Source organism: Roseomonas sp. CECT 9278, from assembly GCF_918698155.1.
GTDB lineage: Bacteria > Pseudomonadota > Alphaproteobacteria > Acetobacterales > Acetobacteraceae > Neoroseomonas.
The window spans coordinates 75,818-90,254 of sequence record NZ_CAKKLX010000012.1 but is presented as its reverse complement, the minus strand read 5'-3'; the positions used below and the strand labels follow the sequence as shown (position 1 = coordinate 90,254).

The following is a 14,437-nucleotide window of genomic DNA, read 5'->3' as shown; positions in this document are numbered from 1 at the left end:
CTCAGAAGGCCTGCCCGATGCCGACATACAGGCCATAGGCCGGGTCGCCGCGCTGCGGGTTCAGCGGCACGCCCACATCGACACGGATCGGCCCGATCGCCGTCAGGTAGCGCAGCCCGACGCCGGCGCCCACGCGCAGCCCGCCGGTGCCGGGGATGGCGTCCTCGCCGACCGCGCCGGCATCGACGAAGACCACCGCGCCCCAGGGGCCGGAGATGCGCTGGCGCCATTCGATGCTGCCCTCGACCAGGCTGGCGCCGCCGAGCGGCTTGTTGCCGGCATCGCGCGGCCCGATCGACTGGAACACGTAGCCGCGCACCGACCCGCCGCCGCCGGCATAGAATCGCTTGTCCAGGGTGATCTCGTCGCGCGTCGCGCCCAGCGCCGCGCCGATCGCCGCGCGCAGCGCCAGCACGCCGCGCTGGTCCCCGGTCACGTCGAGATAGGTGCTGCCGATCGCCATCAGCCGCGTGTAGGTCACGCCATTGTCGAGCGACCAATAGGGCGTCGCGGTGATGCTGGCGCGCGCGCCGCTGGTGGGGTCGAGCAGGCTGGTGGTGCCATCCCAGCGCGCCCCCATCACGACACCCACCAGGGTGAAGGGATCGAGCGTGCCGTAGCGGCCGATGCGCCCGGTCTCGAACAGCGGGCCGCCCTGCAGCGCCAGGCGTTCGTTCAGACGGTGTTCCGCCAGCGCCGAGACGATGATGGCCTCGCGGTCATAGGCGTCGAGCAATTCGCGCACCGCGCCGGCGCGCGCGGTCAGGCGGATGTCGCGCCGCCAGATCTCCGGCAGCGTCAGCGTGGCGAAGGCGCGCCAGGTGGCGTTGGAGAAGTCCCCGGCGGCCAGGCGCGCGACCTCGCCATCCAGGCGCAACCGCTCGGCGCCGCCGAACAGGTTGCGGTGCTCCCAGAACAGCGCCGCGCCGGCGCCGTAGTTCGTTTCGTAGGAGAGGCTGCCGCCGATCGCGCGCAGCGGGCGCTCGGCCACGCGGAAGGTCACCGGCAGGCGGTCGCCGGGCAGCAGCGCGGTGCCGGGCTCGGCGCGCACGCTCTCGAAGACGCCGAGGGCGACCAGCGCGCGGCGGGCGCGTTCGAGCGCGGCGGGCGAATAGTCGCGCCCGGCGATCTGCCGCGCGGCGGTGCGTTCCAGCAGGCCGGTCGTGGTGCGGACCTGGCCGACCACCTCGGGCGGGGCGAAGGTGGCGCGCGGGCCGGCGGCGAGGCGCCAGGTCACGTCCATGGTGTGGCGGTCGTGGTCCACCACCGCCTCGCGCCCCGCCACGGCCGCGAGGGGATGCCCGGCGCGGCGCAGCGCCTCGCGCATCGCGGATTCGGCCGCCAGCACCGCCTCGGGCCGCGCCGGGTCGCCGGGGGACAGGCCCGATTCGGCGGCGGCGGCGCGCACCGGGGCAGGGTCGGCGCCGGTCGCGGGGTCCACCGTGATGCGGCCGATCCGATACACTTCGCGCGGGACCAGGCGGAACACCACGACGGCCGGGGCCGCCTGCGTCGCGGCCTGCAGGCGCGCGGGCAGGCCCGGGTCGTCCAGCGGCAGCGCATCGATCGTCGCCAGCACCTCGCCGCCCCAATAGCCCTGGGCGCGCAGCACCTCCTGCAGCCGGGGCAGGTCGCCGCGGACCCGGCCGATCAGGCCGAAGGCGTCGGTGGGTGCGCGTTCGCGCAGCGTGAGGGTCTGCGCCACGCCGGCGGCCAGGGCCGCGAGGCCGCTATCCTCCGGCGCGATCACCTCGGTGCGATAGGGTATGCCGGCGGCGTCCGGCGGATCCTGCGCGGCGGCCGGCCAGGCCAGCGCCAGCACGGCCAGCAGCCACGCCAGTCCAAGGGCGATGGTGCGGCACGGCCGGGCGGGATAGGGTTGGGGGGTCATGCACACCGATCTCGCCGCGACCCTTACATCCTGGCGCCGCCATCTGCACGCCAACCCGGGCCTGACCCTTCACGAAGGCGAGACGGCGGCCTTCGTCGCCGCCCGGCTGAGGGAGATGGGCATCACCGACATCGCTGAGAACGTCGGCGGGCATGGGGTGGTTGCGACCATCGCGCGCGGCGGCGGGAATCGGGCCGTCGGGCTGCGCGGCGACATGGATGCGCTGCCCATCCAGGAACAGACCGACGACCTGCCGTGGAAATCCACCGTCCCCGGCGTGATGCACGCCTGCGGGCATGACGGGCACACCACCGCGCTGCTGGGGGCGGCCAGGCTGCTGCTGGACGACCCGTCCTGGACCGGCACGGTGCGCCTGGTGTTCCAGCCGGCCGAGGAAGGCGGCGGCGGCGCGCGCGCCATGATCGCCGACGGGCTGTTCAGCCGCTTCCCGATGGAGCGCATCTTCGGCTGGCACAACTGGCCCGGGCTGCCGGTCGGCACCATCGCGGTGCATGACCGCGCCGTGATGGCCGCCGGCGCGCGGTTCGAGATCGTGTTCGACGGCCATGCCGGCCACGCCGCGCTGCCGCACCTCACGCGCGACCCGATGGTGGCGGCCGGGCATGCCATCGTGGCGGTGCAGTCGATCGTGGCGCGCAACCTCGATCCGCTGAATGGCGGCGTGGTGAGCGTGACCGTGGTCGAGGGCGGCGAGGCGCAGAACCAGATCACCGCGCGCGTCACGCTGAAGGGCACCGCGCGCTGGCTGCGCGACGAGGATGGCGAGACGATCCGCGCCGGGCTCGATCGCGTGGCGCATGGCATCGCCGCGACCTTCGGCGTGCAGGCCGCCTTCTCCTTCCGCCAGGGCGTGGGTGTGACGGCGAATACGCCGGCGGAGCGCGAGCTGGCCGCGCTGGCGGCGTCGGCGGTCAGCGAATGCCGCCGCGACCTGCCGCCGGCCATGACCGGGGAGGACTACGCCTGGTTCCTGCGCGACGTGCCGGGTGCCTTCGTGTGGATCGGCAATGGCCCGGCCGAGGATGGCCGCGAACTGCACAACCCGCGCTACGACTTCAACGACGACGTGCTGCCGGTGGCCGCGGGCTTCCTGGCGGAGGTCGCGAAGCGGGCGCTGGCGGGGGGCTGATCGCGCCGCATCTCCCGCGCGGGCCGCGGGCGGTGTAGCATCGGCGCATGCCATTCGATCCGTCGGCGGGGTTGCCCGCCCTCGAGGCGCGGCTCGCCGCCGCGCTGGAGCGCCTGCAGGAACCCTCGACGCCCTGGGTGCCCGAGACGCGCGCGCCGGATGGGTCCGTCGTGCTGGATGTCGCGGTGCTGGGCGCCGGCATGGCGGGGCTTGCCGCGGGCTTCGCGCTGCGGCGCGAAGGGGTGGTGCGGGTCGCGCTGTTCGACCCGGCGCCCGGGGGCGCGGAAGGCCCCTGGGTCACCTATGCCCGGATGCGGACGCTGCGCAGCCCGAAGCAGCTGGCGGGGCCGGCGCTGGGCCTCGATGACCTCACCTTCCGCGCCTGGTTCGAGGCGCAGCACGGCGCCGCGGCCTGGGCGGCGCTGGGCAAGATCCCGACCGCGATGTGGATGGACTACCTGCGCTGGTACCGGCGCGTGGCGGGGGTCGATGTCCGCAACGGCGTGGGCGTGGCGCGGATCGAACCGCAGGGCGCGCTGTTCCGGCTGGCCTTGTCGGATGGCGGCGTTGCCTTCGCGCGGCATGTGGTGCTGGCGACGGGGCGCGATGGGCTGGGCGGGCCGCGGCTGCTGCCGGGCTTCGACGCGGCGTGGCGCGGGCGGCTGTGGGCGCATAGCGCGGATGCGATCGACTTCGCCGGGCTTGCGGGGAAGCATGTGGTGGTGGTGGGCGCGGGGGCCTCGGCCTTCGACAATGCGGCGGCCGCGCTGGAGGCGGGCTGCGGGCGGCTGACCATGCTGCTGCGGCGTGCTGCGCTGCCGCGGGTGAATTCCGGCAAGTCGATGGAGGGGCGCGGCTTCTGGCATGGCTGGCACGCCCTGCCGGCCGAATGGCGCTGGCGGCTGGCGCTGTCGGTCGAACGGCGCCAGACGCCGCCGCCGCACGAGAGCGTGCGGCGCGTGGCGGCGCACGCGAACGCCACGCTGCTGACCGGCGCGGGCGTGCAGGGCGTTGCGCGCGAGGGCGATGCGCTGGTGCTGGCGACGCCGCGCGGGGATGTGCGCGCCGACTTCGTGGTGCTCGGCACCGGATTCCTGCAGGACGCGGCGCTGCGGCCGGAGCTGGCGGCGGTGGCGGGGGAGATCCGGCTGTGGCGCGATGCCTATGTGCCGCCGGCGGAGGAACGCGATGCGTCCCTGGGCCTCAACCCCTGGCTGGATGAGGGCTTCGCCTTCACCGAGCGCGTGCCGGGGGCGGCGCCGCACCTGGCGCGGCTGCATTGCTTCAACTTCGCGGCCACGCTGAGCCACGGCAAGCTGACCGGCGACGTGCCGGCGATCAGCGCGGGGGCGCAGCGCCTGGCGCGGGCGATCTGCGCGCGGCTGCTGGCGGCGGATATCGCGCAGCATGCGGCGCGGCACGCGGCCTTCGACGAGCCGGAGATCACCGGCGAGGAATGGCCGGGCGTGGCGCTGTAGCGGCGCTTTTTCGCTCGTTATCGCGCCGCGCCGTCCTGCGTGCCTGGGGTCAGGCCAGGCGGCGCGCCAGCCAGGCGGCGGCCTCCGCCACCGCCCGGTCGGCCGCCTTCACATGCCCGATCGACCGCAGGAAGCCGTGCAGCACGCCGGGGAAGGTGGTGGCTTCGACATCCACGCCGGCGGCGCGCAGGCGGGCCGCCATGGCGTGGTTCTCGCCCGACAGGACATCGAGTTCCGCGACATGCAGCAGGCAGGGCGGCAGGCCCGCGAGGTCGGCGCGCAGCGGCGCCGCCAGGGGGTGCAGGCGGTCGGCCTCGCGCGGGGCATACAGGCGCCAGTAGAACTCCATCTTCTCGCGCGTCAGCGTGTGGCCGGTGGCGAAGTCCAGGTAGGACGGCGTGTCGGTGCGGCTGTCGAAGACGCCGTAGTTCAGCAGCAGGCCGCGCAGGGCCAGTGATGGGTCGGTCTCGCGCAGCAGCAGCGCGGTCGCCATGGCCAGGTTGCCGCCGGCGGAATCGCCGCCGACCACGATGCGCGCGGGATCGAGGCCCCATTCGGCGCCATGCCCGGCGACCCAGCGCACCACCGCCGCGCATTCCTCGAGCGCCTGGGGGAAGACCGCCTCGGGGCTGAGCGCATAGTCCGGGCCGACCACCGCGCAGCCGGCGGCGGCGGCATAGGCGCGCATGATGTGGTCATGCGTGTCGATGCTGCCCCAGACCCAGCCGCCGCCATGGATATAGACCACCACCGGCAGCGGGCGGTCGGTGGCGGGGCGATGTACCCGGCAGGCCAGGCGGCGGCCGCGGATGGGCAGCCAGCGCGTGGTGCTTTCCGCCATCATCGGCCCGCCGGCGGCCAGCGTCAGGCCCGGCCCGTCATTCGACACGCGCGCCGCATCCATCGGCATGCCCAGCACCACCGGCGGGAAGGCGCGGCCGCGTTCCTCCATCATGGCGGTGAAGGCGCGCATCTCGGGGTCCCAGCGATCCTGGCTCATGGGCCTGCCATCCTTGTGGTGCGGGCCGCAGTGGAACCGGGCGCGGCGGACGCGGCAAGGGGGGTGCGGCAGGGGCGGGGCGCGCGGCGGGGCCGGCGCGATGGCGCACCGCCGGCCACGGCGCGCCATGGCCGCATCGCGGCGTTGCGGGATGGGGCGGGAAGGATCATGCTGCATCGCACAATGCCTGATGCCTTCACCTGGCCGGCGCGCGGCGGCGGGTTCCGCGACCGCGCGCTGCTGCGCCCGGACAGCGTCGTGCTGCTGGCAGACGAGGCCAGCCACGAGGCGCCGGTGCTGGCCCGCAACCTGGCCGCCGGCGCGTTCCGCGGCCGGTTGATGGCGGTCGGTCCCGCGCGCGAGGGCTTCGAGACGGCGCCATCGATCGAGGCCCTGCCGGTGGTGCCCGACCTGGCCGTGCTGTGCCTGGCGCCGGATGCGCTGGGGCCGGCCATGGCCGCGCTGGCCGCGCGCGGGTGCCTGGCCGCGGTGGTACCCGGGCCGGCGCCGGACCTCGCGGCGCTGTCGGCCCGCACGGGCGTGCAGGCGCTGGGGCAGGGGTCGTTCGGGATCGCGGTGCCGGCCATCGGGCTGAATGCGACGCTGTCGCACATCGCGCCGGCCAAGGGGCGGCTCGCGCTGGTGACGCAGTCCTCGGCCATCGCGCGGGCGGTGCTGGACTGGGCGGCGGCCGAATCGGTGGGGTTCAGCCATGTGGTCGGGATCGGCGGCAACCAGGGCTTCGGCTTCTCCGGCGTGCTCGACTGGCTGGCGCGCGACCCGGCGACGGGGGCGATCCTGCTGGATATCCGGCGCATCCGAAACCGCCGGATGTTCGTCTCGGCGGCGCGGGCGGCGGCGCGCACGCGCCCGGTGGTGGCGATCCGCGCCGGCGGGCGGCTGGTGGATGCATCGGGCCTGGCCGATGAGGTGATGGAAGCCGCGCTGCGCCGCGCCGGCGTGCTGCGGGTGGCGGGGCTGGAGGATTTCCTGGCCGCCGCCGAGACCCTGGCCCGGGTGCGCCCTTCCCCGCGCGCGACCGGGCCGGGGGACCGCATCGCGGTGGTCACCAACGGCGTCGGGCTGGGGCTGCTGGCGGCGGATGCGGTGGTGGCGGGCGGCGGGCGGCTGGCGGAACCGGGCGATGCCGGGATGGCGGCGGTGGCGCTGGGCCTCGCGGAAGGCTGGTCGGGGCGCAACCCGCTGGCGCTGGGGCCGCTCGGCGGAGCGCGGCTGGGCGAGGCCTCGGCCATGCTGGCTGCCCTGCCGGAGGTCGATGCCGTGGTGGCGCTGCATGCCCCCGCGCCGGCCGAGGATGCGGCGGTGGTGCGCGAAGCCCTTGCCGCCGCGGTGAAGGCGAGCCGTGGCGCGCCGATCCTGGTCGGCTGGGCCGGGCAGGCCAGCGCCGGCCCGCAGCGCGCGGCGCTGGCCGAGGCCGGGGTGGCGGTGTTCGCCACGCCCGAGGCCGCGGTGCGCGGCGCGCTGCACCTCGCGCAGGACCGGCGCAACCGCGCGGCCGCGGCCGAACTGCCGGCGCGCGACGTGCTGGACCTGGCGCCGGACCGCGCGACGGTGGCGCGCATCCTGGCGCGGGTGCGCGCGGCCGGGCGGCGCGACCTGACGGAGGAGGAGGCGCTGGCGGTGCTGGCCGCCTATGGCGTGCCGACCGTGCCGGGGCGCGCCGTCGGCGGTGCGGCCGAGGCCGGGGATGCCGCGGCCATGCTGGGGTTTCCTGTCGTCCTCAAGGTGTTGAGCCCTGACCTTCCGCGCAAGACGGAGGTTGGCGGGGTGGTGATGGGGCTCGCCTCGGCGGCGGCGGTGCGCGATGCGGCGGCGGCGATGGCCGAGCGCGTCGCGCGGGCGCGCCCGGCGGCGCGGGTCACCGGCTTCCTGGTGCAGCGCCAGGCCGGCCGCGGGCAGGAATTGCGGCTGCGGCTGGGCGATGATGCGATGTTCGGCCCATGGATTTCCTTCGGCCGCGGCGGGACGGCGGCGGATATCGACCCGGATGAGGGCTTCGACCTGCCGCCGTTGAACCTGGCGCTGGCGCGCGGGCTGATCCGGCGCACGCGCACGGCGCGGCTGCTGGAAGGCTGGCGCGACCACCCGCCGGCGCAGATCCCGGCGATCGCCGATGTGCTGGTGCGGCTATCGCAGGTCGCGGTCGATTTCCCGGAGATCGAAAGCTGCGGGATCAATCCCTTGCTGGCGGATCCTGAGGGCGTGCTGGCGCTCGATGCATCGCTGGGGCTGCGGCCCGAGGGGCAGGTCGCGCTGCTGGCCATCCCGCCCTATCCGGCCGAGCTGGCGCGGCCTTTCCGCGGGCGGGACGGGCGCGAGGTGCTGCTGCGCCCGATCCGCCCCGAGGACGCCACCGCCCATGCCGAGGCCTTCCGGCGGCTGTCCGCCGAGGATGTGCGGTATCGCTTTTTCTCGGCGCTGGGCGAGCTGAGCACGGCGCAGATCGCCCGCATGACGCAGATCGACTACGACCGCGAAATGGCCTTCGTGGCGGTCGAGCACGCGGTCGACGGGCCGGACCGGACGGTGGGTGTCTCGCGGCTGATCCGCGACCCGGGGGGCGCGGAGGCGGAGTTCGCGGTCATCATCGACCCGGCCTGGAAGGGCCAGGGGCTGGCGCGGGCGCTGATGGAGCGGCTGTTCGACTGGGGCCGCGAGGTCGGCGTGCGCGAGGTGGCGGGGCAGGTGCTGGCGGAGAACGGGCCGATGCTGGCCTTCGTGCGGGCGCTGGGCTTCCGGGTGAAGGCGAGCGCGCAGGAGCCGGAGGTGATGGAGGCGCGGCTGTCGATCGCCGCCCTGCCGGTGAGGGAAGACTGACGGCGCCGGCCCGCACCATGCCCTGGGGCGACGTTTCGTTGCGTTGCGTCAATGCGGTAAGGTAAGATCGATCCAGGCGGTGTTTCAACGCCGCACAAATCAGCTAGCAGGAGTGCCGGGGCGCCCATCAATACGATCCACACACCAGTGGCCAACGTGAACAATGACGTTGGTGACTTCTCGGTGCGGCTGAATGCCGGCGGCGGCGGCGGCACGGCCACCGTGCGCATCTTCGCCGAACCTGTGACCGGGGGCGGATCCCCCGTGCTGGTCTACGAGGGCACGCAATCCTACACGAACGGCACCAATACCTACAACATCAATGGCGTGAACCTGGCCAGCCTGCCTGACCAGAACTATCGCTTCTACGTGCAGACGGAGTCCGCTGGCGACATCGACACCAGCGGCCTGAGCGACCAGCGCTACGTGTGCTTCCTGCAGGGCACCCTGATCCGCACCCCGGAGGGCGAGCGCGCCGTCGAGGCGCTGCGCATCGGCGACCTGGTGACCACCGCGGATGGCCGCGCGGTGCCGGTCCTGTTCATCGGCACGCAGACGATCCATGCCCGCTTCGCCTCGCCCGAGGCGTCGCGCCCCATCCGCGTGGCGGCCGGCGCCCTGGACGCCGGCGTGCCGTCGCGCGACCTGTGGGTGTCGCCGCACCACGCCATCGTGTTCGACGAGGCCTTCTGCTTCGCGCAGGCGCTGGAGAATGGCCGCACGATCCGCCCGCTGCCGGCGCCGACCGAGGTCTTCACCTACTACAGCCTGGAACTGCCGGCGCATGAGGCGATCCTGGCGGAAGGGGCGCCGGTGGAGTCCTTCTGCGACAGCGTCGGGCGCGAGCATTTCGACAACCACGCGGAGTTCGCCGCGCTGTATCCCGAGGGCCGCGTCGTCGGGGAGATGGACCTGCCCCACGCCAAGTCGGCGCGGCAGGTGCCGGCGGCGATCCGTGCCCGCCTCGCGGCGCGTGCGGAGCTGCTCGCCACCGAAGCCGGCGTGACCCGCGCCGCCTGATCGCGCTGAACCGCGCGGCGGTGCCCCGCCGGGGCCCGCCGCGCGGATCATCCTGGCAACGAGGTCAGCCGGCCCGGCCCTCCGTGGTCGACATACCCGGGGCGGCCTGCGCGGCGCCGGCTGCCGCGCCCGTCAGTGGATCACCCCGGAAACGCATCCTTCACCATCGCCCGCACCCGTGCCGCGGCTTCCGCGCCCTTCAGCGCGTCGCGCCACGCGCCCTCGGCGACGCGCTGGTGGGTGCCGATCGCCTCGTCGGCGCCGGTGATGAAGGCGACGCCGCTGGCGGTGGTCGGGTGGGCGTCGGGGGCGAAGCAGCTGCCGACGACATGGGCGCGTTCGCGCCCGCGCATCACCATGAAGGGGCCGGCGGGCTCGGCGCCCGAGATCAGGCCGAGCTGCAGGCCGATCGGGACGGAGTCCAGCGCCTCGGCGATGGCTTCCGCCTCGGCCCGGGCGGCCAGGCGGCAGCGCATCCGGGCGCGTTCGGACAGCGCCAGGCCGGGGGCGACGCCATCGATCAGCATCCGCCGCATCGACCCTTCGCCCAGGATCGCCGTGATGTTGGGCTTGCGCGACTGGTGCAGCTTCTTGCGCGCGGTCAGCAGGCCGAGCATCTGCTCGACCTGGCTGCGCGCCAGCAGGCGATCGGTCGAATTGTCGGCGGCCTCGGTCCAGGCCTCCGCCAGCGCGCCGTCGAAGGCCTCGGTCGCCACCGGATAGACCACCGCGCCGCCGACCTGGAGGACCTGGTCGGACTGTTCCTCGATCTGGCGCAGGCGTTCCTCGAAGGCGGCGGGGCGGCCGAAGTACTCGACGCCGATCCCCAGCAGCGAAAGCGGCGAGATCTTCAGCAGTTCCGCCAACCGGCGGATGGTGTCGAGCTTGATGACCTCGCCCTTCTCGTAGCGATACAGGGCGGCGCGGGAGACGCCGAGGCGTGCGGCGATTTCCTCGGCACGCAGGCCGGATTCAAGCCTGTAGGCACGCAACTGCTGACCGATTTCGGCGAAACGCATATCGACCCTCCGGGGGTAAGGCGACCCAGATTAACGGAACGTGCCTCGGATTTCGAGACGCAATCTCACAGGCCGGGTGGCGACGTGATTTCCCGTGATGGCCGTGCGGCGCGACGCGACCCGGGGCGCCGATCCGGGCCGGGCGGACAAGCCGGGGGGATGTCCGCGCGCACCAGCCGGCCAGCCGGGTCGGGCATGGGCGGCGGGGCCAGGGCCGGTCTCGCGCGCCGTGGCTCGCTGCAAGGCCGCCGAAGCCAGGGTCGTGACGAGCATCTCAACCCGATCGGGTGACCGCATCGGGTCGAGGTCTGCTCCGCCACCTTGTCGTCACGCGCAGCCTCGCCCGATCAGGTGCTACCACCCGACCGGGAAACGCGCAGGCGCGCGTCGTCAGGCGTCCTCGGCGACCTTGTGGGCGGCCAGCGTCTCGAGCGCCTTGACCAGGCCGGAATGGTCCAGCTCCGCCCCGCCGGCGGCCGACACCGCGGCAAAGAGCTGCTGGGTCGAGGCCGTGTTGGGCAGCGCCACGCCCAGGTCCCGCCCGGCCGACAGCGCCAGGTTCAGGTCCTTCTGGTGCAGCCGGATGCGGAAGCCCGGCGCGAAGGTGCGCTTGATCATGCGCTCGCCATGCAGTTCCAGGATGCGGGAGGTGGCGAGCCCGCCCATCAGCGCCTGGCGCACCTTGGCGGGGTCGGCGCCGGCCTTCGACGCGAAGGTGAGCGCCTCGGCCACCGCCTCGATCGTCAGCGCGACGATGATCTGGTTGGCGACCTTGCAGGTCTGCCCCGCACCGACCGGCCCGACCAGGGTGATGTTCTTGCCCATCGCCTCGAACAGCGGCTTGGCACGGGCGAAGGCGGCATCCGATCCGCCGCACATGATGGTCAGGCTGGCCTGCTTGGCGCCGACCTCGCCGCCGGAGACCGGGGCATCGACGTAGTCGCCGCCCTTGGCCGCGATGCGCTCGGCGAATTTCTTGGTCTCGGTCGGGCTGATCGAGGACATGTCGATCACCAGCGTGCCGGGCTTCAGGCCCTCGGCCACGCCGTGGGCGCCGAACAGCACGGCCTCGACGTCGGGGGTGTCAGGGACCATCAGGATGACCGCCTCGGCGCCGGCGACGGCGGCGGCGATGGTGGGGGCCACGGCGTGGGCCGCACGGTCCTCGGCGGTGAGGCTGGCGCGTTCGACCACCGTGATGTCATGGCCGGCGGTCTTGAGGTGGCCGGCCATGGGGCGGCCCATGATGCCAAGGCCGATGAAGGCGATCTTCATGCGTTTCTCTCCGACGAGGATGCGAGGGGCGGCGGCAGACATAGCGCAGGCGCTGGGTTGCGAACATGCGTGGCGGCCGGTGTCGGCGCGACTCCGGCGTTAGGCATGTTGCAAGGAAATTCTGGGTGACGTGTTTCTATCGCAATGGTAGATTAGGGTCTTCGTCTGGTCCAAAAAATGACCCGGTCCGGTATGCGCGCATCGCCGAAACTGTCGATCCTGCTGGTCGCCGCGCTGGCCGCCCTGCCAGGCGCCGCGCGCGCGCAGGACAGCTTCGTGCGCGAGGCCGATTTCCTCACCGGGCGGCCGCTGCTGTCCGTGCTGGGGTCCGGGGTCGGCCAGGTGCCGGCCAGCCTGACGCTCGAATTCTCCTGCCCAGGCCATACAAGCTGGAGCCTCGACCTGCGCGGTGCGCGCTTCCCGGACGGCGCGGCCATCACGCTGGACCTGGGCGGCGCCGGCGGCGACTGGCACGAGGTCCGGCTGCTGTCGGTGCAGCGGCCCGATGCCGATTGGCTCCGCCTGGGGGTCGATGAGGCCTCGTTCCGCGCGGCCCTGGCGCGCGCCCGCGCGGCGGGGGAGGCGCCCGGCACCACCAGCGCGGTGCTGCTGGTCGGCCCCGACCTTGGTGTCGCGGTCGGGCTCGACAGCCTCGCGCGCGAGATCGGTGCCCTGGCGCATGATTGCGCCGCGCAGCGCAGCGCGCAGCCGCGCGCCGGCACCACGCCTGGCGTCGCCCCCCTGGCGCGCTACGCCCGGTAGGGCTTGAACCAGCCGAGGCCGGCGACGGTCTCGTTCGCCGGGCGGTATTCGCAGCCGATCCAGCCGCGGAAGCCCAGCGCGTCGATGCGGTCGAAGACGAAGGGCCAGTTGACCTCGCCGGTGCCGGGTTCGTGGCGTCCCGGATTGTCGGCCACCTGCATGTGCGCGATCAGCGGCAGGTGCTTCTCGACGCGCTTGACGATGTCGCCCTCGGTGATCTGGCAGTGATAGAGGTCGAATTGCATGCCGACCTTGTCGGGGCCGACCGCGTTGATGATGGCGGCCGCCTGGTCGGTGGTGTTGAGGAAGAAGCCCGGTATGTCGCGGTGGTTGATCGGTTCGATCACCGGCTTCACGCCCGCCTTGTGGGCTTCGTCGGCCGCCCAGGCCAGGTTGGCGCCATAGACCGCGGTCAGTGTGTCGTGCGGCACGCCCTGGGGCGCCAGCCCGGCCATGACGTGCAGGCGGGGGCAGGACAGCGTGGCGCAGTAGTCGAGCGCCTTCCGGATCGCGTCGCGGAATTCCTGCTGGCGGCCGGGCAGGGCGGCCATGCCGCGCTCGCCCCTGGTCCAGTCGCCGGGCGGCGCGTTGAACAGCACCTGCTGCAGGCCGTTGTCCTTGAGGCGCGCGGCGATCTCGGCGGCGGGGAAGTCGTAGGGGAACAGGAACTCGACCGCCTTGAAGCCGGCCTGGGCGGCCGCGGCGAAGCGGTCGAGGAACGGCACCTCGGTGAACATCATCGACAGGTTGGCGGCGAAGCGCGGCATTCTGGGTCCCCCCTGGGCGAACAAGGCGGCGGAGGCTATCGCCGCCGCCGCCGCGACGGAAGGCGGCGTCTCGCGCGGCGTCGCCGCTTCGGGCAGGATGGGGGCGATGGCGATTCAGGCGAAGCGCACGGCCAGGCTGGCAGGGATCGCGGTGCTGGCGGCGCTGGCGGTCGCGTGCCTGCTGGTGCTGCGGCCGTTCATCTCCGCGCTGCTATGGGCGGTGATCATCGTCTTCTCCACCTGGCCGGTGTTCGCGATCCTGCGGGAGAACGACCGGTTCTCCGCCGCTGGCGCGGCGGCGCTGATGGTGGGCGCGATGTTCCTGCTGGTGGGGCTGCCCATCGTGCTGGCGGCGCCGACCAGCCGCGGCGAGGTGGAAGCCCTGACGGCGCAGATCGAGGCGCTGCTGGTCGGCGGCTTGCCGGCGCTGGGCGGCTGGCTCGGCGGATTGCCGGTGGTGGGCGCGTGGATCCGCGGCTTCCTGGGCGATGCGGAATTCGACCTGCTGGGCCTGGCGGGGCTGCTGCGCCCCTATGCCGGGACCATCACGCAGCACACCGTCACGGTGCTGCTGGCGGTGCTGTCGGGCCTGGCGGAGCTGTTGCTGGCGATCCTGCTGGCCTTCTTCTTCTACCGCGACGGGCCGGCCATGGCGCGGCGCGCCACGGCGCTGATGGACCGCCTGGGCGGGGCGACCGGCATTCGCATGCTGCACCTGGCCGCCGATGTGACGCGCGGGGTGGTCTGGGGGCTGCTGGGCACCGCGCTGGCGCAGGGCGTGCTGACCGCGATCGGCCTGGCTTTGTCTGGCGTGCCGCAGCCGGTGCTGCTGGCGGTGGTGGCGGGGGTGATCTCCATCTTTCCGGTCGGCGCGCCGCTGGTCTGGATCCCGGCCAGCCTGTGGCTGTTCACCCAGGGCCAGACCGGCTGGGGCATCTTCATGGCGCTGTATGGGGCGCTGGTGATCAGTTCGGTCGACAACTTCATCCGGCCCTGGGCGATCGCGCGCGGGGCCAACCTGCCGCTGCTGCTGACCATCCTGGGCGCGCTGGGGGGTGTGTTCGCCTTCGGCTTCCTGGGGCTGTTCCTGGGGCCGGTGGTGCTGGCGGTGGGATATACGCTGTTGCTGGAATTCGCCGGTGGCGCGCAGGATGGCGCACAAGACCCTTCCCCGCCGCCACCGGGCGCCGTATAGGCGCCGGCTTCCGGGGGCCGCGGGACGGGTCGCGCGACAACA

General features: G+C 73.6%; 11 protein-coding genes. 6 read left to right on the top strand and 5 right to left on the bottom strand.

What is annotated here, in order from left to right:
• Position 1: 1 nt before the first annotated feature.
• Complete coding sequence (locus LQ222_RS10510) at positions 2-1,891, bottom strand: autotransporter assembly complex family protein (RefSeq protein ID WP_230166294.1); 1,890 nt, start codon at positions 1,889-1,891, stop codon at positions 2-4.
• Here LQ222_RS10510 and LQ222_RS10505 point away from each other — a divergent pair.
• Positions 1,890-3,041: an amidohydrolase gene (locus LQ222_RS10505; RefSeq protein WP_230166292.1), complete on the top strand. Its 1,152-nt coding sequence runs from the start codon at positions 1,890-1,892 to the stop codon at positions 3,039-3,041. The two genes, LQ222_RS10510 and LQ222_RS10505, sit on opposite strands and share 2 nt — an antisense overlap.
• A gap of 47 nt (positions 3,042-3,088) precedes the next feature.
• Positions 3,089-4,519: an NAD(P)/FAD-dependent oxidoreductase gene (locus tag LQ222_RS10500; RefSeq protein WP_230166291.1), complete on the top strand. Its 1,431-nt coding sequence runs from the start codon at positions 3,089-3,091 to the stop codon at positions 4,517-4,519.
• A 49-nt stretch (positions 4,520-4,568) separates the two neighbouring features.
• Here LQ222_RS10500 and LQ222_RS10495 read toward each other — a convergent pair whose 3' ends face one another.
• Entirely contained in the window at positions 4,569-5,519 is a 951-nt protein-coding gene (locus tag LQ222_RS10495; protein ID WP_230166289.1) for an alpha/beta hydrolase, read from the bottom strand.
• 168 nt (positions 5,520-5,687) lie between these two features.
• Here LQ222_RS10495 and LQ222_RS10490 point away from each other — a divergent pair, with 168 nt between their 5' ends.
• Both LQ222_RS10490 and LQ222_RS10485 read left to right on the top strand, forming a co-directional pair.
• Positions 5,688-8,357 carry a bifunctional acetate--CoA ligase family protein/GNAT family N-acetyltransferase gene (locus tag LQ222_RS10490; RefSeq protein WP_230166287.1) on the top strand — a complete coding sequence of 890 codons (2,670 nt, stop codon included), beginning with the start codon at positions 5,688-5,690 and terminating at the stop codon, positions 8,355-8,357.
• Positions 8,358-8,504: 147 nt separating this feature from the next.
• Positions 8,505-9,377 carry a Hint domain-containing protein gene (locus LQ222_RS10485; RefSeq protein WP_230166285.1) on the top strand — a complete coding sequence of 291 codons (873 nt, stop codon included), beginning with the start codon at positions 8,505-8,507 and terminating at the stop codon, positions 9,375-9,377.
• Positions 9,378-9,517: 140 nt separating this feature from the next.
• Here the strand turns inward: LQ222_RS10485 and LQ222_RS10480 are convergent, their stop codons facing one another.
• Positions 9,518-10,396, bottom strand: coding sequence for a helix-turn-helix domain-containing protein (locus LQ222_RS10480; protein WP_230166284.1), 879 nt, complete (start codon positions 10,394-10,396; stop codon positions 9,518-9,520).
• A 390-nt stretch (positions 10,397-10,786) separates the two neighbouring features.
• Positions 10,787-11,671 carry a 2-hydroxy-3-oxopropionate reductase gene (locus LQ222_RS10475; protein ID WP_230166282.1) on the bottom strand — a complete coding sequence of 295 codons (885 nt, stop codon included), beginning with the start codon at positions 11,669-11,671 and terminating at the stop codon, positions 10,787-10,789.
• 192 nt (positions 11,672-11,863) lie between these two features.
• Between LQ222_RS10475 and LQ222_RS10470 the strand changes: the two genes are divergently transcribed.
• A complete protein-coding gene (locus LQ222_RS10470) occupies positions 11,864-12,433 on the top strand; it encodes a hypothetical protein (RefSeq protein ID WP_230166281.1) in 570 nt (189 codons plus the stop codon).
• On the opposite strand, the gene otnI is transcribed toward LQ222_RS10470, so the two are convergent.
• A complete protein-coding gene (otnI, locus tag LQ222_RS10465) occupies positions 12,421-13,200 on the bottom strand; it encodes a 2-oxo-tetronate isomerase (RefSeq protein WP_230166280.1) in 780 nt (259 codons plus the stop codon). The two genes, LQ222_RS10470 and otnI, sit on opposite strands and share 13 nt — an antisense overlap.
• Here otnI and LQ222_RS10460 point away from each other — a divergent pair.
• Positions 13,163-14,395 carry an AI-2E family transporter gene (locus LQ222_RS10460; protein WP_230166279.1) on the top strand — a complete coding sequence of 411 codons (1,233 nt, stop codon included), beginning with the start codon at positions 13,163-13,165 and terminating at the stop codon, positions 14,393-14,395. The two genes, otnI and LQ222_RS10460, sit on opposite strands and share 38 nt — an antisense overlap.
• Positions 14,396-14,437: the final 42 nt, after the last annotated feature.